This window comes from Streptomyces sp. NPDC005070 (genome assembly GCF_053600395.1).
In genome coordinates this window covers 47,751-72,652 of the sequence record NZ_JBSFZS010000001.1, presented here as the reverse complement: position 1 = coordinate 72,652, position 24,902 = coordinate 47,751, and the positions used below count along the sequence as shown (strand labels likewise).

The 24,902-nt window shown below is 68.7% G+C and carries 24 protein-coding genes and 2 pseudogenes; 15 read left to right on the top strand and 11 right to left on the bottom strand.

What is annotated here, in order from left to right; genetic code table 11:
- Positions 1-54: 54 nt before the first annotated feature.
- From ACWEBX_RS00330 to ACWEBX_RS00290, 9 genes and pseudogenes are all read left to right on the top strand, one after another.
- Positions 55-537 carry an SRPBCC family protein gene (locus ACWEBX_RS00330; RefSeq protein WP_451882671.1) on the top strand — a complete coding sequence of 161 codons (483 nt, stop codon included), beginning with the start codon at positions 55-57 and terminating at the stop codon, positions 535-537.
- A gap of 69 nt (positions 538-606) precedes the next feature.
- Positions 607-2,223, top strand: a complete 1,617-nt coding sequence (locus ACWEBX_RS00325; RefSeq protein WP_451882670.1) for a phytoene desaturase family protein — start codon at positions 607-609, stop codon at positions 2,221-2,223.
- Positions 2,224-2,401: 178 nt separating this feature from the next.
- Positions 2,402-2,925, top strand: a pseudogene (locus tag ACWEBX_RS00320) (TspO/MBR family protein).
- Between the two features lie 467 nt (positions 2,926-3,392).
- Complete coding sequence (locus ACWEBX_RS00315; RefSeq protein ID WP_451882669.1) at positions 3,393-4,265, top strand: AraC family transcriptional regulator; 873 nt, start codon at positions 3,393-3,395, stop codon at positions 4,263-4,265.
- Positions 4,266-4,457: 192 nt separating this feature from the next.
- Positions 4,458-4,628, top strand: a complete 171-nt coding sequence (locus tag ACWEBX_RS00310) for a hydrophobic protein (RefSeq protein ID WP_355774985.1) — start codon at positions 4,458-4,460, stop codon at positions 4,626-4,628.
- A gap of 223 nt (positions 4,629-4,851) precedes the next feature.
- Complete coding sequence (locus tag ACWEBX_RS00305; protein WP_451882668.1) at positions 4,852-5,205, top strand: PRC-barrel domain containing protein; 354 nt, start codon at positions 4,852-4,854, stop codon at positions 5,203-5,205.
- A 586-nt stretch (positions 5,206-5,791) separates the two neighbouring features.
- A complete protein-coding gene (locus ACWEBX_RS00300) occupies positions 5,792-7,315 on the top strand; it encodes a catalase (RefSeq protein ID WP_451882667.1) in 1,524 nt (507 codons plus the stop codon).
- Positions 7,316-8,174: 859 nt separating this feature from the next.
- Complete coding sequence (locus ACWEBX_RS00295; RefSeq protein ID WP_451882761.1) at positions 8,175-9,638, top strand: FMN-binding glutamate synthase family protein; 1,464 nt, start codon at positions 8,175-8,177, stop codon at positions 9,636-9,638.
- Between the two features lie 46 nt (positions 9,639-9,684).
- Positions 9,685-11,412, top strand: a complete 1,728-nt coding sequence (locus ACWEBX_RS00290; RefSeq protein ID WP_451882666.1) for a thiamine pyrophosphate-dependent enzyme — start codon at positions 9,685-9,687, stop codon at positions 11,410-11,412.
- A 237-nt stretch (positions 11,413-11,649) separates the two neighbouring features.
- Here ACWEBX_RS00290 and ACWEBX_RS00285 read toward each other — a convergent pair whose 3' ends face one another.
- Positions 11,650-12,057 (bottom strand): hypothetical protein, encoded by a 408-nt coding sequence (locus ACWEBX_RS00285; protein WP_451882665.1) that lies wholly within the window; start codon positions 12,055-12,057, stop codon positions 11,650-11,652.
- 481 nt (positions 12,058-12,538) lie between these two features.
- Here ACWEBX_RS00285 and ACWEBX_RS00280 point away from each other — a divergent pair, with 481 nt between their 5' ends.
- Positions 12,539-13,006 carry a hypothetical protein gene (locus tag ACWEBX_RS00280; protein ID WP_451882664.1) on the top strand — a complete coding sequence of 156 codons (468 nt, stop codon included), beginning with the start codon at positions 12,539-12,541 and terminating at the stop codon, positions 13,004-13,006.
- Between the two features lie 432 nt (positions 13,007-13,438).
- The gene (locus tag ACWEBX_RS00275; RefSeq protein ID WP_451882663.1) at positions 13,439-14,155 is read left to right on the top strand and encodes a hypothetical protein; all 717 of its coding nucleotides are present in this window, start codon (positions 13,439-13,441) and stop codon (positions 14,153-14,155) included.
- 96 nt (positions 14,156-14,251) lie between these two features.
- On the opposite strand, the gene ACWEBX_RS00270 is transcribed toward ACWEBX_RS00275, so the two are convergent.
- Positions 14,252-15,157 carry a LysR family transcriptional regulator gene (locus ACWEBX_RS00270; protein ID WP_451882662.1) on the bottom strand — a complete coding sequence of 302 codons (906 nt, stop codon included), beginning with the start codon at positions 15,155-15,157 and terminating at the stop codon, positions 14,252-14,254.
- A gap of 137 nt (positions 15,158-15,294) precedes the next feature.
- Here ACWEBX_RS00270 and ACWEBX_RS00265 point away from each other — a divergent pair, with 137 nt between their 5' ends.
- Entirely contained in the window at positions 15,295-16,113 is an 819-nt protein-coding gene (locus ACWEBX_RS00265) for a 3'(2'),5'-bisphosphate nucleotidase CysQ (protein ID WP_451882661.1), read from the top strand.
- 41 nt (positions 16,114-16,154) lie between these two features.
- Positions 16,155-16,751: an NADPH-dependent F420 reductase gene (locus ACWEBX_RS00260; RefSeq protein ID WP_451882660.1), complete on the top strand. Its 597-nt coding sequence runs from the start codon at positions 16,155-16,157 to the stop codon at positions 16,749-16,751.
- A 185-nt stretch (positions 16,752-16,936) separates the two neighbouring features.
- Here ACWEBX_RS00260 and ACWEBX_RS00255 read toward each other — a convergent pair whose 3' ends face one another.
- Together ACWEBX_RS00255 and ACWEBX_RS00250 are read right to left on the bottom strand one after the other, a co-directional pair.
- Positions 16,937-17,311, bottom strand: a complete 375-nt coding sequence (locus tag ACWEBX_RS00255; RefSeq protein WP_451882659.1) for a VOC family protein — start codon at positions 17,309-17,311, stop codon at positions 16,937-16,939.
- Between the two features lie 213 nt (positions 17,312-17,524).
- On the bottom strand, positions 17,525-17,701 hold the full coding sequence (locus ACWEBX_RS00250) for a CsbD family protein (RefSeq protein ID WP_451882658.1): 177 nt from the start codon (positions 17,699-17,701) through the stop codon (positions 17,525-17,527).
- Between the two features lie 196 nt (positions 17,702-17,897).
- Here ACWEBX_RS00250 and ACWEBX_RS00245 point away from each other — a divergent pair, with 196 nt between their 5' ends.
- Both ACWEBX_RS00245 and ACWEBX_RS00240 read left to right on the top strand, forming a co-directional pair.
- Positions 17,898-18,068, top strand: a complete 171-nt coding sequence (locus ACWEBX_RS00245; protein ID WP_451882657.1) for a hydrophobic protein — start codon at positions 17,898-17,900, stop codon at positions 18,066-18,068.
- Between the two features lie 149 nt (positions 18,069-18,217).
- On the top strand, positions 18,218-18,571 hold the full coding sequence (locus ACWEBX_RS00240) for a PRC-barrel domain-containing protein (RefSeq protein ID WP_451882656.1): 354 nt from the start codon (positions 18,218-18,220) through the stop codon (positions 18,569-18,571).
- Positions 18,572-18,682: 111 nt separating this feature from the next.
- Here ACWEBX_RS00240 and ACWEBX_RS00235 read toward each other — a convergent pair whose 3' ends face one another.
- The 7 genes and pseudogenes from ACWEBX_RS00235 to ACWEBX_RS00205 all read right to left on the bottom strand — a co-directional run bounded on the left by ACWEBX_RS00235 (position 18,683) and on the right by ACWEBX_RS00205 (position 24,895).
- Positions 18,683-20,047: a PP2C family protein-serine/threonine phosphatase gene (locus tag ACWEBX_RS00235; RefSeq protein WP_451882655.1), complete on the bottom strand. Its 1,365-nt coding sequence runs from the start codon at positions 20,045-20,047 to the stop codon at positions 18,683-18,685.
- Positions 20,044-21,261, bottom strand: coding sequence for an ATP-binding protein (locus ACWEBX_RS00230; RefSeq protein WP_451882760.1), 1,218 nt, complete (start codon positions 21,259-21,261; stop codon positions 20,044-20,046). Before ACWEBX_RS00230 ends, ACWEBX_RS00235 begins: the two co-directional genes overlap by 4 nt.
- Positions 21,258-21,671, bottom strand: coding sequence for an anti-sigma regulatory factor (locus tag ACWEBX_RS00225; protein ID WP_451882654.1), 414 nt, complete (start codon positions 21,669-21,671; stop codon positions 21,258-21,260). Before ACWEBX_RS00225 ends, ACWEBX_RS00230 begins: the two co-directional genes overlap by 4 nt.
- 86 nt (positions 21,672-21,757) lie before the next feature.
- Positions 21,758-22,108 (bottom strand): annotated as a pseudogene (locus tag ACWEBX_RS00220) (STAS domain-containing protein); the annotation flags it as partial.
- Complete coding sequence (locus tag ACWEBX_RS00215; protein WP_451882653.1) at positions 22,105-22,968, bottom strand: STAS domain-containing protein; 864 nt, start codon at positions 22,966-22,968, stop codon at positions 22,105-22,107. The pseudogene ACWEBX_RS00220 and the gene ACWEBX_RS00215, both read right to left, overlap by 4 nt.
- 284 nt (positions 22,969-23,252) lie before the next feature.
- Positions 23,253-23,615, bottom strand: coding sequence for a hypothetical protein (locus tag ACWEBX_RS00210; protein ID WP_451882652.1), 363 nt, complete (start codon positions 23,613-23,615; stop codon positions 23,253-23,255).
- Between the two features lie 140 nt (positions 23,616-23,755).
- The gene (locus tag ACWEBX_RS00205) at positions 23,756-24,895 is read right to left on the bottom strand and encodes a PucR family transcriptional regulator (protein ID WP_451882651.1); all 1,140 of its coding nucleotides are present in this window, start codon (positions 24,893-24,895) and stop codon (positions 23,756-23,758) included.
- Between the last annotated feature and the right edge of the window lie 7 nt (positions 24,896-24,902).

The following is a 24,902-nucleotide window of genomic DNA, read 5'->3' as shown; positions in this document are numbered from 1 at the left end:
CCTGGTTTGGGAACGCGTTCAGAACGTTGGCCACTTCGAACCGCGGAGGCGCACATGGCCGTACGGCATCGTCTGATCCGGAAGCCCCCCGCAGCCGTCTGGGCCGTCCTGTCCGACGCCGAACGGTTCGAGGAATGGGTGGTCGGCACCTCCCGGGTCGAAGCGGACGAAGGAAGGTGGCCTGACCTGGATGCGACCCTCCGCTACGAGATCGCCATCGGTCCGATCACGTTGCACAACCGGACCATCGTGCGCCGCAGCGAACCGGACACCGTCCTCGAACTGGAGGCGGACAGCGGAGCGCTGGGGACCGCGAGGATCGCGCTGGAGCTGCGGCCCTGGGGCGAACACACCTTGTTGATCCTGGATGAACACCCCTTGCGCGGCCCGGGCGGCGCCCTCCACAACGGCCTCCTGGACGCGGCGCTCCAGGTGCGGCACCGCGCGATGCTCCGCCGCCTCGCCCGACTCTGCGAAGCGCCCGAAGAGCCGTCCCATGACCCGGTCGGACAGGGCGGGTACCCGCGCAGTGCCTGAAGCGCCACCGGGACCCGGAAGCGGTCACGGCACCCGGCGCGACGCCACACAACGAGCCAGGAGTACGTCATGGCGGACGCAATAGTGATCGGGGCGGGTCCCAACGGCCTGGTCGCGGCCAACCTCCTGGTAGACGCCGGCTGGAGTGTGGAGGTACTGGAAGCCCAGCACACGCCCGGCGGGGCGGTGCGGCACGACCATGGGGTCGACCCCGATTTCACGAGCGACGTCTTCAGCGCCTTCTATCCCCTGGCCGCGGCTTCACGGGTCCTCGACGACCTGCACCTGGAGCACGATGGGCTGGTGTGGAGACACGCTCCGAAGGTCCTCGCCCACCCGTTGCCCGACGGCCGGTGCGCGGTCCTCAGCCGTAACCTGGAGGAGACCGCCGCGAGTCTGGACGTGTTCGCTCCGGGCGACGGACCGGCCTGGGAAAACCTGTGGCGCGTCTGGGAGAGACTGCGCGAGGGCATCCTCGACGCCTTGTTCACCCCCTTCCCCCCGGTCCGCGCCGGTGCCGCGCTGGCCTTGCGGCTACGGGGTGCCGGAGGACTGCGGCTGGCCAGGACGATGGTGCTGCCGGTGCGGCGGCTGGGCGAGGAGGAGTTCCGCGGTGAGGGTGGCCGGCTCCTGCTCGCGGGCAACGCCCTGCACGCCGACATGGCGCCGGAAGCAGCGGGCAGCGGCGGTTTCGGATGGCTCATGTCCATGCTCGGCCAGACGTACGGCTTCCCCGTTCCGGTCGGCGGCTCGGGAGCCCTCAGCAGCGCCCTCGCCCGCCGTCTGACGCGGCGCGGCGGAACCATCCGCTGCGGGGAACAGGTCACCGAGGTCGTCATCCGTAGCGGCCGCGCCGTCGGCGTCCGCACGGCGTCCGGCGAGGGAGTCCCGGCCCGCAGGGCGGTCCTGGCCGATGTGTCCGCGCCCGCTCTGTACGGCTCCCTCGTGGCCGAGGACCATCTCCCCCCACGGCTCCTCGCCGACCTGAAACGCTTCCAGTGGGACTTCGCCACCTTCAAAGTCGACTGGGCCCTGAACAGCCGGGTCCCCTGGCGCTGCCCGGAGGCCTCTCAGGCGGGAACAGTCCACCTCGCCGACGGCGTCGACGCCCTCACGCGTTTCGCCTCCCAGATCGCCATGGGCGGCGTCCCCGACGAACCCTTCTGTCTCTTCGGCCAGATGACCACCGCCGACCCCAGCCGCTCTCCCCGCGGCACCGAGGCCGCCTGGGCCTATACGCACGTACCGCAACAGGTGCGGGGCGACGCAGGGACCGACGGACTGACGGGATCGTGGGACATCCGAGAGCAGGAAGCCTTCGCGGATCGCATCGAGACACACGTCGAGCGCTACGCCCCCGGGTTCCGCGGCCTCGTACGGGCCCGACGCATCCTCGCCCCACCCACGCTGGAAGGCCTGGACGCCAACCTTCACCGCGGCGCCCTCAATGGTGGCACCACCGCCCTGCACCAACAGCTCATCTTCCGTCCCAGTCCCGGCACCGGCCGCCCGGAGACACCCGTCCCCGGCCTTTACCTGGCCTCCGCTTCCGCGCACCCGGGCGGCGGTGTCCACGGCGCCCCCGGAGCCAATGCCGCACGGGCCGCCCTGCGCCGACACCGCACGGCCGCTCTCTCCCGTCTCCAGAACCGGCTGACCCATCGCGACCGCGGGGGCCGGCGATGACGACAGAAGGGAGGTCGGCCGAAATGCTTCGCTGCCCAGTCGCCAAAAGCCGCCCTGGGACCGCCGCGTGAAACCGGCGGACCATGGGTACTCGCGCCGCAGCAGCACGCTGGTGTGCGCGGTGCCAGACGCTGCACGCGCGGCGCGTCGGCGCCCCCAGGAGGGGATCCCCGTTGACATGAGACTGATCAGCGAACGCTCGCGACGCCGGTACGCGCCGAGGTCGTGGATGTCCTACGGTGCCAGTGCCGGCGCCGTGGCGGCGACCGCTCTCCTGGGGGCACGCGCGGTCGATGCCGACAGTTCCTGGTACCGGACCCTGCGCAAACCGCCATGGCAACCCCCTTCCTGGGCTTTCGGCGTCGTGTGGACTCCGCTCTACGCGACGATCGCCTACGCCGCCGGACACGCTCTGAACGCGGCTCCCGACGGCCCTCGCCGCGCTCGCCTGGCCGCCGCGCTGGCCGTGAACCTCAGCCTCAACGCGGGGTGGAACTGGCTGTTCTTCGGCCTGCGTCGGCCCGAGGCCGCGCTGTGCGGTGTCCTTCTGCTGGATGCCAGCAACGCCGCACTCATCCGTCACACCCACCGGTTCGCCCCCCGGCAGCCCGCGCGCTCGTGCCGTACGCGGGCTGGTGCACCTTCGCCACGGCGCTCAACGGCTCCATCGTGCGACGGAACCCCTCACACCGCGTCTCGTGAGTCGCATCGAGTCCGTGAGCGCGCCCCGGCCCATCACGCGTCGGCTCCCGGCACGGTGTGCCGGGAGCCGACGCACCTGGCGCGCGGGTTCAGTCGTCGCCCCTGACGATGTTCCACTCGGCGCTCGTGTACGTGATGGCTGTGGTGCACCCGTCCGCGACGGCGGCAACACAGGTACGCACGCTCCTGCGAGGTAGGTGACGTACCTTCGCCCAGCCGGTCTCTGCCACTCGGAGGACCGATTTCTCTGCGCTTCGCCTGATCACGGCGTTCATCTTCTCTCGTTTCACGGAAGAACCGAGTAGCCCGTCGGCACACGGTCAAACGTCGCCGTGCGGCTGGCGACTTCAGCACTGGTCCTGGACCCGATGGGTCTGGGTCCCACCCGACCGGAGCGGGCACAGGATGTCGGGTGCGGCAGGCTTGGCCGTTCCTAACGTTGGGATCGAAAGGGAAGGAGGCCGGGCTTGCTGGATCGGTTGAACCAGGCCATGGAGTACATCGAGGGTCACCTCGACGAGCACATCGAGGTGGCCGAGCTGGCCCGAATCTCGGTCACGTCGGAGTACCACTTCCGGCGGCTGTTCTCCACGCTGGCGGGGATGCCGCTGTCGGAGTACATCCGGCGCCGTCGGCTGACCGTCGCGGGAGCTGAAGTCCTGGGCGGGGAAACGACATTGCTGGAGATCGCGATCCGCTACGGCTACACGTCGGGGGAAGCTTTCGCCCGGGCGTTCCGCGCCGTGCACGGCGTCGGCCCCGGCGAGGCCAGGCGCACCGGCGCGGCGCTGAACTCGCAGGCCCGGCTCTCCTTCCGCCTCACCGTCGAAGGGAACAGCACCATGCGGTATCGGATCGTGGAGAAGAAGGCATTCCGGGTCGTCGGCAGGAAAGCGCGCGTCCCGCTGATCTACCAGGGCGTCAACCCGCACATCGCCGAGCACATCCGGAGCATCCCGCCGGAGACGTTGGTCCGGATCTCCGGGCTCTCGGACGACGACCCGGAGGGCGTGGTGTCGGCGACGGTACGCCTGTCGGACGGCTTCGAGGAGGGCAGCGAACTCGACTACTACCACGCCGTGGTGACCACGGCCGTCGAGGTGCCCGAGGATCTCGACGTCCTGGACTGTCCGGCGGGCACCTGGGCCGTGTTCGACAACACCGGGCCGTTCCCGCAGGCACTGCAGCGGATGTGGGGTGACGTCGCCGCCCAGTGGATCCCGTCCAACCCGTACGAGTACCGGCCGGGACCGGAGATCCTGCGAACCCGCCTGTCACCGGACGAGCCAGCACACTCCGAGGCACAGCTCTGGATCCCGGTGACGCGCACCACGCACTGATCCGGAGGATGCGCCGCCAACCAGGTGAGGCCCTCTCACTCACTATGAGGGGAGCGCCATTACCCCGAATCCCATCCTCGAATCAGATATTTCCGCAGTGAATGGGCGCAGATCCGGGATCCTCAAGAATCCGGGATTGCCAGGTATACGGATCGGCCCGCCGGGCATCCGATGCTCCGGAGGTTGATAACTATGGTTCCCGTTCTTCTCGTTCTTCTGCTCGCGCTGATCCTCTTCGGTGCCGGTTTCGCGCTCAAGGCGCTGTGGTGGATCGCGGTCATCGTACTGATCGTGTGGGCTCTCGGCTTCGTGATCCGTCCGACGGCCAGCGGTGGCAGGCGCGGCCGCTGGTACCGCTGGTGAGCCTTGCCGACCGGCGGCATCCAAGGGTGGGCCCCGGCACTTCGGTGTCGGGGCCCACCCTTTTCTGCTCGCGGCATCGGCATGGACCGATCGTGGTTAATCCTCCGCATCGGGGTACTTGGAGGGCGGCGGTGCTGCCGAATTCGGTGGCACTCAAAAGAACTCCACGGTGGGACAGTTGAACGTGGAGTGGCAATGCATCACGACAAGGGAGCCGTTCCTCATGAGTGACAGCCTCTGGGGCTACCAGCCGACCTCCGGCCACATCGCGGGCACCGATCTGACCGGGTACAAGGTCGATGCGACCGACGGCGGCATCGGGAAGGTCGACAAGCACTCGGACGACGTCGACTCCGCCCACCTCGTGGTCGACACCGGCGTATGGATCTTCGGCAAGCACGTTCTCCTGCCGGCCGGAACCGTGCAGCGGGTCGACCACGAAGAGCGGAAGATCTACGTCGCCCTGACGAAGGACCAGATCAAGGACTCCCCCGAGTTCGACAAGGACAAGCACGTCGGAGACGCGGGGTACCACGACCAGATCGGCACCTACTACCAGGGCCACCGCGGGATCTGACCCCAGCACCAGGCCCTTCGGCGGGGCCGGCCGGAGCTTCTCCGGCCGGCCCCGCTCCGCGTGCGCCGTGCCCCTATCGAGAAGGCATGCGCACTGGTGGCCGAGTTGCGAACCGCAGGCTTGTTGGACATGGACGAGCCTCGCTTGACGTCCGGGCTCTCACTGTGGCTCGTACCGGACCTTCGGCAGCCGACCGGGCCCAGCCCGGGCAGCGAGCGCCAGCTGATCGCCGACCGGCATGAGCCTGTCCAGGCCGTCTCCTGCGGCATCACACCGAAGATCGCCCTGCCTTGGTACGCGCGATCCGGGAGGAAAGGGGGGTCGTCATCGACTCGGCTGTTGGCAGTCGGTAAGCCGGATCAGGGAGTCGTGCGGTGCGAGATGGCACTTTCGACCGCTTCATGGGTGTTTTGCGACGTCGATGGCGGTTACCCGTGCCTCGCTGTCGGATAGGGGCCGCAGTGGCCCGGCCGTGCCGTTGTGAGCGTCGAGCCCTCGGCGGTGGGTCCCCAGCGAGTTCTGAGCCAAGGTCCGCCGCCCAGATCACAATGCCGTATCCGCACGCACCATCGAAGGGGAATCGAGAATGACCGACACCACACCCAAACCGACCACCACGGACGCGGGCATTCCGGTGGAGAGCGACGAGCACTCGCTCACTGTCGGCCCGGGCGGGCCCATTCTGCTGCAGGATTCGTACCTCATCGAGCAGATGGCCCAGTTCAATCGGGAGCGCATACCCGAGCGTCAGCCGCACGCGAAGGGCAGCGGCGCGTTCGGTCATTTCGACGTCACCGCGGATGTCAGCGCCTACACCAAGGCCGCGGTGTTCCAGCCTGGTACCAGTACCGAGCTGGTCACCCGGTTCTCCACCGTCGCCGGTGAGCGGGGAAGCCCGGACACTTGGCGCGACCCCCGCGGCTTCGCGGTGAAGTTCTACACCAGTGAAGGCAACTACGACATGGTGGGCAACAACACCCCCGTGTTCTTCGTGAAGGACCCGATGAAGTTCCAGCACTTCATCCGGTCCCAGAAGCGCCGCGCAGACAACAACTTGCGTGACCACGACATGCAGTGGGACTTCTGGACTCTCTCCCCCGAGTCCGCCCACCAGGTCACCTGGCTGATGGGCGACCGAGGCATCCCGCGTAGCTGGCGTCACATGAACGGCTACACCTCGCACACCTACATGTGGATCAATGCTCAGGGCGAGCGCTTCTGGGTGAAGTACCACTTCAAGACCGATCAGGGCATCGAGTTCTTCACCCAGCACGAGGGCGACCAGATGGCGGCGGCCGACACCGACTACCACACGCGGGACCTCTTCGAGCACATCCGTGACGGTGAGTATCCGAGCTGGACACTGTACGTGCAGGTCATGCCGTACGAGGAAGCGGTCGACTACCGCTTCAACCCCTTCGATCTGACCAAGGTGTGGCCGCACGGCGATTACCCTCTGATCGAGGTCGGGCGGATGACCCTGGACCGCAACCCCACGGACAACCATGCGCAGATCGAACAGGCCGCCTTCCAGCCGAACAACCTCGTCCCAGGCATCGGCCCCAGCCCCGACCGCATGCTGCTGGCGCGGCTGTTCTCCTACGCGGACGCGCACCGCTACCGCATCGGAGCCAACTACCAGCAGTTGCCGGTGAACGCACCCGTCAATCCGGTACACACGTACTCCAAGGACGGGGCGATGGCGTACCGCAACACCAGCGACCCCGTCTACGCACCGAACTCGAAGGGCGGCCCTGCGGCGGACACAGTCCGGTTCGGCAATCCCCCGAGCTGGCACTCCGACGGTGAGATCACCCGCGCCGCCTATGTCTCTCATCGTGAGGACGACGACTGGGGGCAGGCCGGCACGATGGTGCGTGAGGTCCTGGACGACGCGGCCAGGGACCGGCTCGTGGACAACGTCGTCGGCCATCTGCTCAACGGTGTCACCGAGCCCGTGCTACAGCGAGCGTTTGAGTACTGGTCGAACATCGACAAGTCGATCGGTGAACGTATCGAGCAGGGGGTGCGTGCCAAGGCCGATGAGAAGGACCCCAAGGCCTCGGAGCAGGGCAACCCGGCACGTCAGAGCATGCAGGGCAAGGCCTGATACGAGAGCAGAGGTCCGGTCCGGGTCTGCGGGCGCCCACGCGGTCGTCGGCGGCCGGGTCCTCTGGCCGCCCGTGACCGCACGAGCGCGCGGTCGCTCCCATTTCTTCGGAGTCGTCCCCCGGGGACGGCGACCAAGGTCTTGTTCCGCCGTCGGCCGGAGCCCGCGCCCCATATTTCACTCGCTGCACCAGATCAATGTGACCGGCAGGGGAGAGATGGGACGTTTCAATAGCGGCAGAAAGGCAACCCCGTACTTCAGCGGAGCGTGCCCTCGTCAGGTCGCCTGCAGATGAACCCCCGGGAGCCCCGCTTCCCGGGGGTTCTCGAATTGTGGGACAGCGCCGCGTTCGTCCTCCTGAGACGGCGGCCACCGCCTCGAAGCGGAAGCATGACGGCATCCAGCGCCACTTCCCGGCGGCCTGAGGACGGCGTGGCGGCGTCGAGGTGACGGTCGCCGCACGAGTTCGGATCGCGATGGTTGCTGCCCTGATACGCAGGCCGGCAGCATGGGCCGCTGACCGGGCCGGCTTGGTGAATGCGCATGCCGCCGCGACACGCGAGACCATGCCAACCTTCCCGGGCCCGGCGGAATCCAGACCCTCGCCGAGCGGGCCAGTGATCGGCCTGCCGCACCCGCATTCACACGACACAGCACTCCGGCAGCCTGTACTCGTTGCACATCCTTGCGCCTTGTCAATGCCGTGCTTGGCGACCGGACTTGCGGACACAAGGACGTAGTGCTGAAGATACGTCTGATCGTCCTGCTCGACTTGCTGGCGGTGAGCAGCCTCGTCGCCGCCATACTCATCTCCCCCTGGTACTGGTGGGTCGCCGTCCCCTTACTCGTGGCCGCACTGATGGTCGTCCATGATCTTGTTCAACGGCGGCATTCCGTTCTGCGGAACTATCCCCTGCTCGGGCATTTCCGATTCGCGCTGGAGAGCCTGCGGCCGGAACTCCAGCAGTACTTCATCGAGCGGAACTTCGACGGGCGCCCCTTCGCCCGCGACACTCGCAGCATCGTCTACGAGAGGGCCAAGGGAACCGCCGCCGAGGAGCCGTTCGGCACAGAACTCGATCTCTACCGGGCCGGCAGTGAATACCTCACTCCGTCCATGGCTCCGCGAGCGGTGCCCGACATCCCGCCGCGGGTGCGGATCGGTGGACCCGACTGCACACAGCCGTACGACATGGCTCTGCTCAACGTCTCCGCGATGAGCTTCGGCTCGCTGTCGGCCAATGCCGTACTGGCTCTCAACACCGGAGCTCAGCTCGGCGCCTTCGCCCACGACACCGGAGAGGGCGGCCTTTCGGAATACCACCTGCGCCCCGGCGGCGACCTCGTCTGGGAGATCGGCACCGGCTACTTCGGCTGCCGGACGGACGACGGGGACTTCGACGAGCGGCAGTTCGCCGACAAGGCGGCGCACGATCAGGTCAAATGCGTGTCACTGAAGATCAGCCAGGGGGCCAAGCCGGGCATCGGCGGAGTGCTGCCGGGAGCCAAGGTGAACGCGAAGATCGCCGAGGTGCGTGGCGTACCGGAGGGAGAGACGGTCGTCTCGCCACCCTTCCACCGGGTGTACACCACGCCCCGCGAACTGGTCCGCTTCCTGGGCCGGATGCGCGAACTGGCCGGCGGCAAACCCGTCGGGTTCAAACTGTGTGTCGGCTCCCGCCGTGAGTTCCTCGCCGTATGCAAGGCAATGCTGGCGGAAGGAACGACACCGGACTTCATCATCGTCGACGGCGCCGAGGGCGGTACGGGTGCGGCGCCGCTCGAGTTCGCCGACAACGTCGGACTCCCGCTCAGCGAAGGCCTGATGACAGTGCACAACGCCCTCGTGGGCGTCGGGCTGCGCGACCGGATCAAGATCGGCGCCAGCGGCAAGGTCGCCACGGGCAGTGATCTGGTGAAGCGCCTGGTTCAAGGCGCCGACTACACCAACGCGGCCCGGGCCATGATGTTCGCCATCGGATGCATCCAGGCACAGCGCTGCCACACCAATACCTGCCCCGTGGGGGTCGCCACCCAGGACGAACGCCGCGGCCGCGCCGTCAAGGTCGACGACAAGTCCCAGCGCGTCCAGCGCTATCAGGAGGCGACGGTGAAGAGCGCCCTCCAGATCATGGCGGCGATGGGCGTCGACGATCCGAGCGGCCTGCACCCGCCCATGCTGCTCCAGCGGGTGGACCCGCACACCGTCCGCTCCTACGCCGAGCTCCATGAATGGCTCGCTCCGGGGCAACTGCTCGCATCAGCACCCGAGAGCTGGGCACCCGACTGGCGGACGGCCCACCCGGACCGCTTCACCCACTGAAACGTGCCCTCGTACCGCGGGGCGCACCGGACCGGAAGGCATTCCTGTGGCACGCACTGTCGCCCATGTGATCGTCGACGCACTCAAGGAGCTGGGCGTCGGTCACGTCTTCGGAGTCGTCGGGGACGCGCTGAACCCGCTGACCGACGCCATCCGCACCACGGACGGCCTGAGCTGGATCGGCTGTCGGCACGAAGAGGCCGCGGCCTTCGCCGCGGGGGCGCAGTCACAGCTCTCGGGAACCGTCGGGGTGTGCATGGGGACTGTGGGACCAGGATCCGTCCACCTCCTCAACGGGCTCTACGACGCGGCCAAGAGCCGGACACCGGTGCTCGCGATCTGCGGTCAGGTCCCTCTCGCCGAGATCAGCAGCGACTACTTCCAGGAGGTCGACAACGACCTGCTCTTCCGCGACGTGGCCGTCTACCGCGCTACCCTCACCTCCCCGAATCAAATGCCACGGATGCTCGAATCGGCCGTACGCGCCGCCGTCAGCCACGGCGGAGTGGCCGTCCTGACCGTTCCCGGTGACCTGGGTGACCAGCAACTGAGTGAGGACCGGCCGGCGCGCTTCGCTCTCGATCGTCCCGTCACCCGGCCCGACGACCCCGCGCTCGTCGAGGCCGCCGAACTTCTCAACAGCGCCTCTCGCGTCACTCTCCTCGTCGGCCGCGGGGCGCGCGACGCCCGCAGCGAGGTGCTTCAGACCGCCGAGCTGCTCGCCGCGCCCATGGTGCTCACCCTCAAGGCGAAGGAGGGTTTCGAGGAGGACAACGCCTTCCAGGTCGGCCAGACCGGTCTCATCGGCAACCCCGCCGCCGCCCACGCGTTCGACAGCGGTGACGCGCTCCTCATGCTGGGCACCGACTTCCCTTACCGCGACTGGTATCCGAAGGACTGCGAAGTTGTTCAGATCGACGCTCGTGAGGAGCACCTGGGACGCAGAGTCCCGGTGACCGTAGGACTCGCCGGCGATGTCGGAGCGACGCTGCGCGGCCTGCTTCCGCTGCTGAAGGCGGCATCCGACCGTGCCCACCTGGACGATGCCCGGGAGCGGTTCGCCCACTGGCAGGAGGGCCAGCGGCGGCTGGCCGACCCTGACCACGAACGCCGCACCACCGGCAAAATGCGCGCCGCGCTGGACAACCGGGACCACGAGATCCGCCCCGAGTCACTGGCGGCCGCGGTGGACAGGTTCGCGGACCAGGACGCCGTCTTCACCTCCGACACGGGAATGGCCACCGTCTGGCTCTCCCGCTTCGTCACCATGAGCGGCACCCGGCGCCTGATCGGCTCCTACAATCTCGGCTCCATGGCCAACGCCATGCCGCAGGCCCTCGGGGCGCAGCTCTGGGCGCCGGACCGGCAGACCGTCGCGTTCTGCGGCGACGGAGGACTCAGCATGCTGTTGGGGGACCTCATGACGATCAAGACGCACAGGCTGCCGGTGAAGCTCGTCGTCTTCGACAACCGACGCCTCGGCATGGTCAAGCTGGAACAGGAGCAGGCGGGGCTGCCCGAGTTCGGCACGGAACTCGACAACCCCGACTTCGCCGCCCTCGCCGCAGCCCTCGGGATCACCGGAATCCGGGTCACGGACCCGGCCGAGCTCCACGACAGTGTGCGCCGGGCATTCGACACCCCGGGGCCGGTCGTGCTGGACGTACTGACCAACCCGGAGGAAATGGCCGTGCCGGGCAAGCCGACCGTGGCACAGGGCTGGGGCTTCGCGATCGCCAAGGTCAAGGAGATTCTGTCGAGCCACGGAAGCTGACGCACGCGCCGCGCACCTGACCTCGCCCCGCTTGCCGGCCACGAAGCCGCCTGCCGGGCCGTGGCGCTTCCGCCGGGGACAAGTGTGCGTGGTGCCCATTGACGGCCTCCTGTTCCCAGGAGCGCGTCATCGCGGCACCGTCTTCGGGAACCATGGAGGCGCAGCCGCCGGGAGCAACCGAAGGAGTGGTCTTCTCTTGGCCGGGCTGCGGGGGCTCTCACGCGGGAGCAACGCGGCTCAGGGGGCGTCGGCAACGGCCCGGAAGTCGGTAGTCCGTTCGCCCTGCTCAGGCCGATCGACAACCGGCTGCCAGCCCGGGCCTTCGTCCCAGGCGATGCCGTAGTGCTCGTACATGTGGTGTTCCTCGTCGTCCGCGAGGAAGCCGCCCGCGTCGACGTCGACTCTGGGTGCGTCTTTGACGGTGGCTGCGGCGTAGGGGACCACCAGATGGTCCTCCACCAGGGTTGCCCCACGAGTGGGAACGAAAGACTCGCTGGTGTCGAAGAGCTCAGCCTTGAGGCCGACCCACCCGGGCTCACCGGTTCCACTGTCGAGGAAGACATGCTCAGCGTCGCCGATCTTGTTTCCGTCGACGTCGCACACCGAGTGGTTCAGCACGGTGGCAATCTGCTCGTGGGTGATCATCTTGCCTCCCGCATCCCTGGTCACCTCCCAGGTAACCAACCCACAAGCATAAAAACGTACCAATGACGACTATTTACCTCTAACGGGCAAGTTCGCCGCGCAGCCCTCTCGGACGGCGTCGCAGCAAGGCCGCCCACAGAGGTTCGGATCCTCAGCATGCCCCGGTCCACAGTCCGGGGCCGGACCGCTTGCTGCGCGAAACGGCGTCCGAAGACGGGGCTGTGCGCGCCGTCCTCATCGACTCGGACCGCCAAGTGTGGGGAATCGTGCCGCTCGGATTGTCGATTCCGACTACGTCGAGGCAGCTACTGAACGTGAACGGGTGATGTCAGGTCGGTTGGCCTGACGGGTGCCGGCCGGCTCGCCGGCTCTGGCCTTGGCGTCCACGAGAAGCGCCTCCAGGGAACGGCCTTGCCTGCCGTGTGGCCCTACGATCACGGCACCCCGCCGAACGCTTGTGCCCGACGAATTGAGTGAGCCCATGAGCGACGACGTCCTGTCGATCATTCCGACCGATCCCCAGTGGCAGCCCGACCGGCCGGCGGCCGAGCGGGCTGCCGCGCTAGCCGCGGACCTGGCTCCCGGCCTGCCCGATGGCGTGGAGGTCGAGATCGACGTCACCTGGCACGACGTTCTCACCCCCGTCGACTGCGGCGAGAATCTGGAGCGGATCGACTGCCCGCACTGCGGTGACCGGATCGACACCGAGTGGTACGCCGACCTGCTGGAAAGCAACTGTGAGGACGGTTTCGTCACCTTGGCCGTGGAAGTGCCGTGCTGCGGCGCCGCCACGTCGCTGGACGTGTTGGACTACGACTGGCCATGCGGCTTCGCCCGCTTCGAGATCGCCATCTGGAACCCCGAACGTGACTGGTTCGGCGATGAGGAACTGGCCACTATCGGCGACACACTCGGGCACCCGGTGAAGCAGATCAGGGCCCACATCTGATGCAGGTCTCAGCAGGAACCAAGTGCAGCCGTCCGGCCCGCCATCACCCATCCAGGGCCGGGGGCGGAACGCGTCGGCCCCCGCATCTGGCACGCATACCATCGCCCGCCTCTTCACGCCCGGTCAGGACTTGTGCCGACAAGGCGGGAACCCCAGTGGGCGGCTGGGATACGGCTGCCACCATCGTCGCCGACCACGCCGGTGACCATCCGGGCACCGTCAGATCAACCGCACCATGACCTCCTCCTGCGCGCCTCGCCCGAGGGACATGGCAGCGGCACGCTGGCCCTCCTGCGACCTGCCACCGCCTCGGTCGGCCGGGCGACCCGCCCGCGAACTCCCGTCCCACACACCCGCTCGGCCTGCAACCTTCGTGGAAGGGTAGACGATCACGAAACGCCGGATTCAGACGCGTGCGGGAGGAAAACACCCATGGTGACGAGCCGAGCCGACGCCTGCGTCAAGCACCCGCGGCACGAACGCCGCGGCGAACCCCGGCTGCCAGGAGTGGCCGCCACACTCATCGCCATCACCCTGTACCTGGCCCTGCCGCAACAGCTCCTGATCGCACCGCGCTACGTACTGCCCGCTCTGGAACTGCTGCTCCTGGTACCGCTCATCGCGATCAACCCCAAGAGGCTCACCCGGCAGACCACCACTTTCCGGTTCCTCTCCCTGTCTCTCGTGCTGGTCATCGTGGCCAGCAACCTCACCGCGCTCGGCATCCTGATCCACGAGTTGGTCCATGCCGAGGTGAAGGACGGCCGCTCCTTGCTGGTAGCCGCTCTGCAGGTATGGCTCACCAACATCATCGCGTTCGGCCTCGCCTACTGGGAGCTGGACCGCGGTGGCCCGGTGACACGCACGCAACTCCCCCGCGACAAGCTGCCGCTGGCGGACTTCCGCTTCTCCCAGGACGAGAACGACGACGCGGTGGAAGAGGTTGCCGATGGCGCCAGCATCAACTCCGACTGGGTGCCCGATCTCGTGGACTACCTGTACGTGTCCGTAACGAACTCCACCGCCTTCAGCCCCACCGACACGATGCCGCTGTCCACTCGCGCGAAGTTGCTGATGAGCGTTCAGAGCATCGCCGCGCTCCTGACCTCCCTGCTGGTCATCGCCCGTGCCGTCAGCATCCTGCACTGACCGGTGGACCATCTGAAGGACCGGCGAGGCCCGCCGGGCAATGGCGCCTGACCGCTCACGGCCCACAAGGCCGGACGGCCTCGCTGACGACACCGGCTACGACGCTCCGCACGTGGCCAGCGCGGTTCGTGCCAGGCCGCGTAGCCAGGCGTGGGCGTGGTCGGTGTCGTAGCGCTGATGCCACGACAGGCATATCGATGCCGACGGCAGTTCGAGCGGGAGGGGCAGGACGACCAGGCCGAGGTCGGCGACCGCCGACCGCGTGGTGGCTTCCGGGACGCTGATCACGAGGTCCGAGCCGCGCGCGAACTCCAGCGCGGCCGCTTCCGTGGGCGCGGCGGCCACCACGCGGCGGGTGAGGCCGAGCCGTGCGAGGGCCTCGTCCAATGGGCTGCTGAAGTTTCCGCGTCGCGAGATGGTGACATGCTCGGCGGCGGCGTACCGCTGTGCGGTGACGGTCTCGACTCGGGTGAGGGGGTGCCCCTGCCTCACGACGATCACGAGGCGGGTCTCGCCGACGTTCTCGGCACGGATGTCCGGTGCGCTCGGGCGGTTGGCGTTCGCCTCCAGGTCGACCTCGCCACGCCGCAACCCGGGGGTGTCGACGCTCGATTCCGCGACGAAGCGCAAGCGCACGCCCGGCGCCTGTCCACGCACGGCCGCGAGCAGCGCGGGGCCGCTCAAGGCGACCAGGGAATCGTGCCAGCGGAGGGTGAAAGTGCGCTCCAGCGTTGCCAGATCGAGTTCACGGCTCGGTGCCAGCACCCCCTGGACCTGGTGCAGCAGCTCGTGCACCTGTTCCCGGACGGCGATCGCATACGGCGTCGGGGTCATCGTGCGGCCGGTGCGCACCAGGATCTGATCGCCGGTCGTGCTCCGGATCCGGCCCAGACTCCGGCTCATCGCGGGGGCGGTGACGTGCAGGCGTGCGGCCGCCCCGGCCACGCTTCCCTCCTCCAGCAGTGCGTCGAGCGCGGTGAGCAGGTTCAAATCCAATTGCATGCGAGTAATCCTATCCGTGCTTTACATGCATTTGAAGTTAACCAAGAGGGTGGATACCTTCGAGACAGAAGCGCAGGACGGACCGCGCAGCCGGATCCGACCCGCCCAACCACCCCTTCTCACACGGGAGTTCCACCATGTCCGAAACGCTTCAGACCACTGACGTCGCCGCCTCCGACGCCGACCTGCTCCGCCAGACCGCGATCGCCGTGCGCGCGGCCGGTTCGGCACTGCGCGAGCGCTTCGGCGAGGTGGTCCGCTACGGAACCCGCGATGAGCTGATGCGCGCGCTCGCCGCCAACGACGACACGGCCCTCGACATCCTGCGCCCCCGCCTCACGCACCTGCGTCCGGACGCCGGCTGGGTGGAGGACGAGCTGGACGGCGGGGCACTGCCGTCCGGCGAGTGGTGGGTCGTGGATCCGGCCGAGGGCAACGTCAACCACCTGCACGCCCTGCCGGAGTGGGCGGTGACCGCCACTCTCGTGCGTGAGAACCAGCCGGTGCTCACCGCGGTCCACCTGCCGTTGACCGGCGAGACCTACACCGCGCTCACCGGCGCGGGCGCCCACCTCGACGGCCGGCCGCTGCGCGTCTCCCCGACCGCGGACCTCGGCCTGAGCATCGTGGCCACCAGCCAGGCCCGGCCGGACGAGGACGAGAAGGTCGTACGGCGCGTCGGCTCCTCGATCACCGCGATGCTCTTCGACGCGCTCGTCGTCCGCACCGCCGTGCCCGCGACCCTGCACCTGACGAACGTGGCCGCCGGCCGGATCGACGCCTTCTGGCAGTTCGCGGGCGCCCGCGCGGACCTGCTGCCCGGGGCGCTGCTCGTCACCGAGGCCGGCGGGCAGATCTCCGACGCCGAGGGCCGCCCCTGGACTCCGCAGAGCGAGAGCTTCCTCGCCGCCGCGCCCGGCGTCCACGCCGGGGCCGTCACCACGCTTTCACGCTGACCGCGCCCCAAAACCTGCACGCACGAAAGGACCAGATCATCATGACCACGATCGCAGTTCTCGGAAACGGCCGCGTCGGTGGCAACCTGGCCGCGGCCCTTGCCCGGGCAGGGCATGAGGTGACCGTGGCGGACCGCGCGCCGGGCGTCGCCGCCGCCGCTGCCCGGACAGCCCAGATCGTCATCAACGCCACCCCGGGCGCCGGCTCACTGGACCGGCTCGCCGCCCTGCGCGAGGAACTGCGCGGCAAGATCCTCCTCGACGTCGCCAACGCCACCGTCGACGGACCGGACGGACTGCCCGCCGGCCTGATGTACCCAGGCTCAAGCCTCGCCGAGCAACTCCAGGAAGCGCTCCCCGAAACACGCGTCGTCAAGACACTCAACACCATGCTCTTCCCGGTGATGACCGAGCCGGCCATGCTCACCCAGGCGCCGGTTGCCTTCCTCTCCGGCGACGACCCGCAGGCCAAGGAGACGGTCCGTGAACTGCTCGTCGACCTCGGCTGGCGCAAGGAGTGGATCACCGACCTCGGCGGGATCCAGACCGCCCGGGCCACGGAGGCGGCGATTCTGTTCGTACCGCACGTGATCCGGTCCAGCGGATTCGCGCCCTTCGCGATCTCGATCGCCCGCTGATTCGCACACAGTGCGCCGCCCCCGGCGGGCCCACGGAGTGCTGCGCTGCCTCGTGACGGCGATCCGGCACGACTGACAGTGCCTGACCTACTCGGGCGGAGCGAGCAGGCGGGCCCACCTGTGAGCGGCGGTCCGCCGGCTGAGGTTTCGGCCGCGTACCGCTGACCCGGTGCGTGCCCTGGCCTTCAGGCACCCGGAAGGAAGAGGCAGAACGGATGCCCGTGCGGGTCACGGAGCACCCGCACGTCGTCCTGCGGCTGGTGTTCCAGCAGCGTCGCGCCCAGAACGCAGGCCCGTTCCGTTTCCGCCTCCAAGTCGTCGACCTGTAGGTCCAAGTGCGCCTGCATCTGCTGCGTGCCCGGACGCTGCGGCCAGGTCGGAGGCGTGTGATCAGTCTCCAACTGGAAACTCAGCCCAGGGCGTTCCTGATGCGGGGCCCTCAAGCGGACCCACTCCGGCTCGCGGTCGACCTCCTCCCAGCCGAGCAGAGCCCGGTAGAAGTCGGCCAGCGCGGGAGGATCGGGCGTACCGAGAACGAAGGCGCCGAGGGTTGTCGTCATGCCCTCAGCCTTACCCCGGCACTCCCCCTCACACATCTGTGCGCCCCGATGCGGCGGCCACCCGGGCCTGGTTCGCGGCTCGCCGGACCGCTCGTCCTCGCTGTAGTCCCACACGTTCGGGCTGCCAGACACACCATGACGGGAGGTAGGGGCCGGGCGCCGGACACCGCTGATCCCGGCGCCAACAGGCTGCCGGGATCAGCGGTGTGTCGCCTACTTGGGCTTGATGGCGTCCTTGGCCTTCTCCTTGGCGTCGCGCAGGTCCCCCGTGGACTCCTCGGCGTGTCCCTCGGCCTTCAGAGACTCGTTGCCGACCGCCCCGCCGACGACCTTCTTGGCCTTGCCCTTGGCCTGCTCGCCCTTGGCCTGAGCCTTCTCATCGGCAGCCACAACCACTCACCCTGTCTCGCTGGAAATCAATTCCCACCTTGGGTAACCCCTTGCCCTATTTTCAAACCTGGCAGCACAGAGCGGCCTTCGCTCAGTCCATAGACCTCGGAGGAAATGCAGGGGATCCAGGGATTCACGGATCCACAGGAATGGCGATCGATCCACAGGGCACACGACGGCTCGGAGGTTGATATCCATGGTTCCTATTCTTCTTGTTCTTCTCCTGGCCTTGATCCTCTTCGGTGCCGGTTTCGCACTGAAGGCCCTGTGGTGGGTCGCCGTCATCGTGCTGATCGTGTGGGCCCTCGGCTTCGTCATCCGTCCGGGGGCAAGCGGTGGCCGGCGAGGCCGTTGGTACCGCTGGTAGGTGGCAGGAGCCCCTTGTGCGGGTGGGCTCCGACGCCTCGGCAGCGCGATCACCCTCGCGTATTTCCGGCCATACGAACATTTCCACGAGACGGAACGTGTGGGGTCTCAAAGCCTGGGAACCAGACGAATTTCAATGAAGGAGTCTCAATGAGTGACAGCATCTGGGGTTACCAGCCCACCACCGGCTACATCGCGGGCACCGACCTGATCGGATACAAGGTCGAGGCCACCGACGGCAGTATCGGGAAGGTCGACAAGCACTCGGACGAGGTCGATTCCTCCTACCTCGTCGTCGACACCGGCGTATGGATCTTCGGCAAGCACGTCCTGCTTCCGGCCGGCACCGTGCAGTCGGTCGACCTGAACGAGCGGAAGGTCTACGTGGCGCTCACCAAGGACCAGGTCAAGCATTCTCCCGAGTTCGTCCAGGACAAGCACCTCGGCGACGCCGACTATCACGAGCGGGTAGGCGGCTACTACACGGGCCTGCGCACGATCTGACCTCACAGCACCTGCGCGAGCAGCGGGCGGCGAACAGAAGAGAATTCTGTTCGCCGCCCGCTGCTCGTACTGCCCGCGGACGACTGGCCTGCCGGGCCGGCAGCCTGCCGGTCAGCCGGCTCCGGACATCAGAGGCTGAGGCGGATGGAGGCGGGCCGCGAAGACGATGATGTCGTCCTCGGGGTCCTCACCGAAGGCGTCCACCAGGTGGGCGCACAACGCCTCCGGCTCCCCCGGCCCTTCTGCCACGACAGCGCTGAGAAGTTCGAGGCGTTCGTTGAGTTCGGTGTCGCGGGTCTCGATGAGCCCGTCGGTGATCATGACGAGCCGGCTGCCCGGTTCGACGCGATGGCTGAGGGCCGCGGGCTGCGGCAGGCCCAGGCCCAGGAGCGGGCCGTGTGCTCTCAGATAGCGGGGCACACCGCCGGGCCCCAGGAGCAGGGGTGGCAGGTGGCCGGCGTTGGCGACGTGCAGGTGCGCGTGGTCGGCGTCGACCAGGACGATGCACACAGTGGCGGTCCATCCGGGCTGATGCAGGCCCAGCAGATGGTCCAAGTGCTGCAGCAGGATGTGCGGGGGGAGGTTCTGCGCGGCGTAGGCGCGCAGGGCATGGCGGATTTCGCCCATGACCATGGCGGCTTGGAGGGAGTGACCCACGACGTCCCCGACGGCGAGGAGCAGCCCCTGCGGGGTGGTGACGGCTTCGTAGAAGTCTCCGCCGATCTCGGTCGTGGCGGCGGGGAGGTAGCGCACCGCGAGTTCCGCACCGGGACTCTGGGGCAGGCGTGCGGGAAGGAAGGTGCGCTGCAGGGCAAGGGCGAGTTCGTGCTCCTGTCCGAAGCGTTCCACGACGTCCTTGTGCTCGACGGTCAGTTCCGCGTAGAGGGCCATCACCCCGGCATTGGTCTCGGTCAGTTCCTCGTTGAGGCGTTCCAGTTCGTCGCGTTGGGCGTGGGCTTCCTGGAGTGCGTTGATCAGGTCGCGGGACTGTGCCTGCAGGTCGTCGATGGCGCTGGCGGGGCCGTCCGACTCCAGGAGGGCCAGGACCTGTTCCACTTTCAGGTCCCGGGCGGCGGGCTCGGGGACGGGGCAGACGATCTCTATCCGGCCGCCGCCTGGGGGATCCGGGTGGCCGGGGTCCGGCTCGTAGCGGGTCTGCGGAAGCAGCCGGGTGACGGCGGTCAGCGACTCGCTGCCGGGGGCGCGGTCGTCGCGCCACTGCAGGAGGGTGCGGAGCGCGGCCGGCTCCTGCTGCAGGCTGAAAACGGCGGTCATCGCGGAAGGGCGCAGCAGGTCGCGTCCCAGCTCACTCACCGCGGTGGCCAGGCGCACCTGGTCGCGGTCGTCCAGGCCGACGGCCGAAGCGATGGTCTTGGCGTGGCGGCGCAGGGCGAAGATGTCGTGTTCGGTACTGAGCGGTGTCACCAGCAGGGCACTGGCGCCGGCGGTGAGGGCGCGCGGGGCGGGTACGTTCACCGTGCCGCCTTGGCGATCACCGCGCTGGCGTCGTCGCGGCGGGTTCCGGCCTGACGCATCAGCGCGGCGGCGATCAAGGCGGGCGGGTGGTGGAGCAGGCCCGCCAGGTCGCTGCGGGTCCAGCGTTCACTGAGGCCGTCGGAGTGCATCACCAGGATCCCGTATCGCGGGAGGTGGTACTCGTAGGTGCGCAGTTGGTGCATCTGGTGGCCTGTGATGCCCGGGTGGGAGAGCAACGTGCTGCGGCTGGTGCTGGTGACCAGGGCGGCGGTGATGTTCCCGACGCCGCAGAACAGCAGGCGGCCGTCCGGTTCCAGGCGCGCGATGGCCACCGCCGCGCCGCGCGTTCCGCGCAGAGCGCGGTGCACCTCCTCCATGGCCCCTTCCGGAGTGCGGGCGGTTCCTGTCTTGAAGGCGTGAAGGGCCGCCTGGGCCGCCACGGCGGCCATCGGGCCGTGGCCCAGCCCGTCACAGGACATGATCAGCACGCCGGTGCCGGGCCCGGCGACGGCCGCGCGCACGGCCGTCGGACGATCGGAGCGGCCGGAGCGTGTGAAGGAGCCCCGGGACGTGGCCGTCCGCGGGTGGGGGGAAGGCGGTCGGGTGCCGGTCAGGGTGGACCAGTCTGCGGCGCCGGATGCGGGCGAGCCGGCCGCTTTCTCGGTCCGTGAGACAGGCGGCTGGTCGCCGGTGTCCGTGCGGGCGGCCCAGGCGTCGCCGCAGACCTGCTCGCCGCCGATCGGCCGGGTGATACCTCCCACGGCAGGTTCCCCGGCTACCGACGGGTGTGCGGGACGCGGCCAGAAACGGGCGAGTTGCACGGTGCCCAGGCCGGGCTGGGAGTGGATGTGGAAGGAGTCGGCCAGGCGTTGGACCGCACCGAGGCCGATGCCGAGGGTCCCGGCTGTCGACATGCCGTCCCGCAGGGCCGCCGGCACGTCGGCGATTCCCGGGCCGCCGTCCACGGCCAGCACCTCCACCCCGGCGGTGGCTTCGTTGCGCACCACGCGCAGGAGCAGGGAACCGTCGACGGCATGCTTGGCGATGTTCCCCGCCAGTTCGGCCACCGCCAGCACGAGCTGGGAACTGCGCTGCTCCCCCAGACCGACACGCCGACCCAGTGCGGCGGCCGCGCCACGGGCGGCCTCCGGCTGGTCGCGGAACCAGGCCACGTCCTCGCAGTCCATCAACCGCGTGGAGCCCATGGCCGTCATCGCGCCCACTTGGTGACGGTCACCGTGGTCCCCTGTCCGGCGGCGGTCTCCAGAACGAAGTCGTCGACCAGTCGTTTGGAGCCGGACAGCCCCAGGCCCATGCCGGCGCCCGACGTCCAGCCGTCGGTCAGGGCCAGCTCCACGTCGGGGATGCCGGGCCCCCGGTCGCTGAAGACCAGACGCACCCCGCGCCGCCCGCGTTCCTCCACCAAGCCGGCGGTCATGGTGCCGCCGCCGCCGTGGATAAGGGTGTTGCGGGCCAGCTCACTCGCGGCGGTGACCAGCTTCGTCTGCTCGACCAGGGAGAAGCGGCACTCCTGCGCCAGGGCGCGTACCCGCTGGCGCGCCTGCACCACGCCCGCGTTGGCGGTGATCTCCAGCGTCTCCGAGGCGCTGGAGGCGCCGTTCACAGGCCTGCCGCAGCATCCGGCACGACGCCGTCGGCACCAGGGCCGGCCACGACGTCGGGCTCGGATTCCCCGAGGGACCGGTCGCGGGCCTGTCGCAGCAGGCGCAGTCCCTTGTCCAGGGTCAGCGCGGTCCGTACGCCGCCCAGGGACAGGCCGAGTTCGACCAGGGTGATGGCGACGGCCGGGCGCATACCCACCACGACGGTCTGTGCGTCCAGCAGACGCGAGATGGACGCGATGGTCGCCAGCATCCGGCCCACGAAGGAGTCCACGATGTCCACCGCGGTGATGTCGATGACCACCCCGTGGGCGCCCGTCTCGACGACCTTGGCCGCCAGGTCGTCCTGAAGCAGCATCACCGACTGGTCGTCCAGGTCCGTCTGGATCGACACCAGCAGTACCTGCCCGATCCGCAGGACTGGAACACGCTCGGTCACCGAGCACCTGCCTGGGACGCCGTGCGCGAGAGCGTGACACCGGAGCGGCGCAGCGCGTGCCGCAGGGCATCGGCCAGCGTGGCCTTGGTGACGATGTCACCGAAGTTGATCCCCAGCGCCACGATCGTCTGCGCGATCTGCGGACGGATGCCGGAGATCGTGCACTCGGCACCCATCAGCCGGGCCGCCACCACCGTCTTCAGCAGGTGCTGGGCGACCTCGGTGTCCACCGCCGGCACACCCGTGATGTCGATGATGGCCTGCTCGGCACCGGTGTCGATCAGGGCCTGGAGCATCTTCTCCATCACGACCATCGTGCGCGCCGAGTCCAGGGTTCCGACCAGCGGAACACCGATCACCCCGTCCCACAGCTTCACGACCGGTGTGGACAGCTCCAGCAGTTGCTCGGCCTGCGCCGATATCAGCTCCTCGCGCGTGCGGGTGTAGACCTCGATCGTGAACAGCCCCAGGGTGTCCAGCAACGCGGAGAACTTGAGGTAGGCCTGCAGGTCATTGTCATGGCCGGACAGGGCCGGCTCCAGGACCTCCTTGAGAGCGAACACGCTCACCGCGGTTTCGGTGGGAGTGAAGCCCTGGTGGGCGCGGTTGCGCGACAGCTCGCTCAGGAGCGCGCGGACCTCGCCGAACGCCTCCCCTCGTCCGTCGAGACCGCCGTCGGCGAGCGCGGCCACCAGCGCGGTGTAGATCTCCTGCAACTCCCGCTGAACCTCGGCGCGGCTCACCCGCCCGCCCAGGGAACCGGTGACCTTGTCCGCCCATTCGGCACCGAGGTCTTCGCCTCGAACCGTCAGCAAGCCGACCAAACGATCTGAAACGCCTTCACCAGCCACAGGGCACATCCTTCTTCGCAGGAGGACAGGCGGCCTGTCCGGAACCTTGGGTCATCCGAGTGACCTGCGGACGGAGTCCCAAAACCGTGACGTCCGCCACCTCGGAACCCCGCGCGCGGACGCGGCGTTGTGGCAAACCCACCGTCAACACGTCGGCACGCCCTGCCATTTGTCATGGCTGTGCCCGATGACAAACGGGTCCGGTCTGCGGAGCCTCGGGCAGGCCGGCGCGATACTTGAGGGCCGCGTCAGTGACCTCGTGGTCGGTCGCGTCTCCCGGTCTTCCGCGACGGCTATTCGCGGGCCAGCATGGCCTGGGCCTCGGTTTCCAGGTCCATATAGGGGGCGCCGCTGACGTCGACGGCGACGCGGTGCAGGGTGGCGCCGATGAAGGACCAGGGGGCGTGGCCGGGGTAGTGGTCGGTGACGGCTTCGCCGCTGTCCCGGCCTACGGTGAGTCCTTCGCCGGCCAGGGTGAAGCGGCCGGGCTGGGTCTTGATGCGGCCTTCGCCGACCTTGTGGTCGCCGTGGTAGAGGCTGAGGATGCCGGTGGCACCCGGGTGCTTCCTCGCCGTCTCTTCACGGACTCTGCGGATGACACGCCCGACGAACTGACGTGCCCAGGCAGGGCGAGTTGCGCATCGCCCTTGGGTCAAACGGCAGGTGCGCCCCAGTCATGACCAACCCCGCATACGATCTCCCCAACCGGATCCGCCCTGCGGGGGAGCCTTCACCGAGGACGGGGCACGATTCCTGGACCGTTCGCGGACGCGGTCGTGGACGGTCGAAGAGCGCGTCAGCTGACCCGAAGACCGACCGCCAGCGTCAGTTCAAGGACCCGGTGCGGCGACCCGAGATCCGGAAACAGCTCCCGCAACTGCGACATCCGGTACCGGACGGTCTGGGGATGGACGAACAACGCCGCCGCCACCTCGTCCCGCCTGCCATGGTGCAGCAGCCATGCCCGCAACGTCTCCTCCAGCCGCCGCGCGGTCGCGACAGGCAAGGTCCGCAACGGTGCGAGGGCTCGGGCACGCAGGTCTGCGAACGCGTCCACGTCGGCGCTCAGCACCAGCTCGGGCAGGTGGTCCTCAGTGTCGCGAATATCCGGGGAGAGGCGGCGCGCGCGTACGGCTCGTGCGTACGAGGCGGACGCACGAATCCATGGCCGGGCCGGGCCGACCACGGCGGTGCGGTCGGTCAGCTGCCTCAGGAGATGTGATCGGTCGGCATCGGGGACGAGCAGCACGCCGGAGGCGTCCGGCAGATCGTCGAGGACGAGGGTGCTCGGGTCGAGCACGCGGTAGGCAGGCCGGGCCTGGGCGGCGGGCAGCAGGACCGCGGTCAGCGAAACCGGAGGCTGCCACCCGGCCCGTTGGACAGAGGCCAGCAGTACGTCCGGGCTCGCGCCGGCGAGGAGGTCGCGGACCAGTTGTTCCAGGTGGCGCTCATGAGCCCGGCCCCGGGCGGCCAGCTCGTCGGCGTGGCCCGCGGCGCTCGCGGCGGAGAGCTCGTCGATGTAGGCGAAGGTCAGCTCGGCGAACTTGGCGACCTCGGCGGCGGGCAGACCTGCGGGTACGGCACCCGCGGCCAGGCATCGCCAGGCCACGCGGGCGCCGACGCGGTAGGCGCCGAGCAGGGCGTCCATCGAACGGCCGTCGCGCACCTCGCCGCGGCCCAGCTCGTAGGCTGCGTCACCGCCGTCGCCGCCCGTGGCGTTCCCGCTGGCGAGGTCCAGGTAGTGGCCCAGGGCGGTACGGACGGCTCGGCGCATGGTGGCGCCCATGCGGCCCGAAAGGGCGTTGGCGTAGGGAGGGACCTCGTCGATGATCGCCTGGACGACCTCGTCGGCGGTGGTCTTCAGCGCGGCCCGAAGCACGGTGACCGTCGTCTCGTCCAGGGCCAGTTCGGTGGCCCTCCGGATTACATGGCTCATTTTTTGT

Excerpts from the sequence above, each read along its gene's own strand:
- ACWEBX_RS00230 (WP_451882760.1), bottom strand. The coding sequence starts at position 21,261 with ATGACGGCCATGGGCTCCACGCGGTTGATGGACTGCGAGGACGTGGCC.
- ACWEBX_RS00275 (WP_451882663.1), top strand. The coding sequence starts at position 13,439 with ATGGTGACGAGCCGAGCCGACGCCTGCGTCAAGCACCCGCGGCACGAA.
- ACWEBX_RS00305 (WP_451882668.1), top strand. The coding sequence starts at position 4,852 with ATGAGTGACAGCCTCTGGGGCTACCAGCCGACCTCCGGCCACATCGCG.
- ACWEBX_RS00295 (WP_451882761.1), top strand. The coding sequence starts at position 8,175 with ATGGTCGTCCATGATCTTGTTCAACGGCGGCATTCCGTTCTGCGGAAC.
- ACWEBX_RS00330 (WP_451882671.1), top strand. The coding sequence starts at position 55 with ATGGCCGTACGGCATCGTCTGATCCGGAAGCCCCCCGCAGCCGTCTGG.
- ACWEBX_RS00240 (WP_451882656.1), top strand. The coding sequence starts at position 18,218 with ATGAGTGACAGCATCTGGGGTTACCAGCCCACCACCGGCTACATCGCG.
- ACWEBX_RS00270 (WP_451882662.1), bottom strand. The coding sequence starts at position 15,157 with ATGCAATTGGATTTGAACCTGCTCACCGCGCTCGACGCACTGCTGGAG.
- ACWEBX_RS00265 (WP_451882661.1), top strand. The coding sequence starts at position 15,295 with ATGTCCGAAACGCTTCAGACCACTGACGTCGCCGCCTCCGACGCCGAC.
- ACWEBX_RS00300 (WP_451882667.1), top strand. The coding sequence starts at position 5,792 with ATGACCGACACCACACCCAAACCGACCACCACGGACGCGGGCATTCCG.
- ACWEBX_RS00260 (WP_451882660.1), top strand. The coding sequence starts at position 16,155 with ATGACCACGATCGCAGTTCTCGGAAACGGCCGCGTCGGTGGCAACCTG.
- ACWEBX_RS00215 (WP_451882653.1), bottom strand. The coding sequence starts at position 22,968 with ATGTGCCCTGTGGCTGGTGAAGGCGTTTCAGATCGTTTGGTCGGCTTG.
- ACWEBX_RS00280 (WP_451882664.1), top strand. The coding sequence starts at position 12,539 with ATGAGCGACGACGTCCTGTCGATCATTCCGACCGATCCCCAGTGGCAG.
- ACWEBX_RS00255 (WP_451882659.1), bottom strand. The coding sequence starts at position 17,311 with ATGACGACAACCCTCGGCGCCTTCGTTCTCGGTACGCCCGATCCTCCC.
- ACWEBX_RS00310 (WP_355774985.1), top strand. The coding sequence starts at position 4,458 with ATGGTTCCCGTTCTTCTCGTTCTTCTGCTCGCGCTGATCCTCTTCGGT.
- ACWEBX_RS00325 (WP_451882670.1), top strand. The coding sequence starts at position 607 with ATGGCGGACGCAATAGTGATCGGGGCGGGTCCCAACGGCCTGGTCGCG.
- ACWEBX_RS00245 (WP_451882657.1), top strand. The coding sequence starts at position 17,898 with ATGGTTCCTATTCTTCTTGTTCTTCTCCTGGCCTTGATCCTCTTCGGT.
- ACWEBX_RS00285 (WP_451882665.1), bottom strand. The coding sequence starts at position 12,057 with ATGATCACCCACGAGCAGATTGCCACCGTGCTGAACCACTCGGTGTGC.
- ACWEBX_RS00205 (WP_451882651.1), bottom strand. The coding sequence starts at position 24,895 with ATGAGCCATGTAATCCGGAGGGCCACCGAACTGGCCCTGGACGAGACG.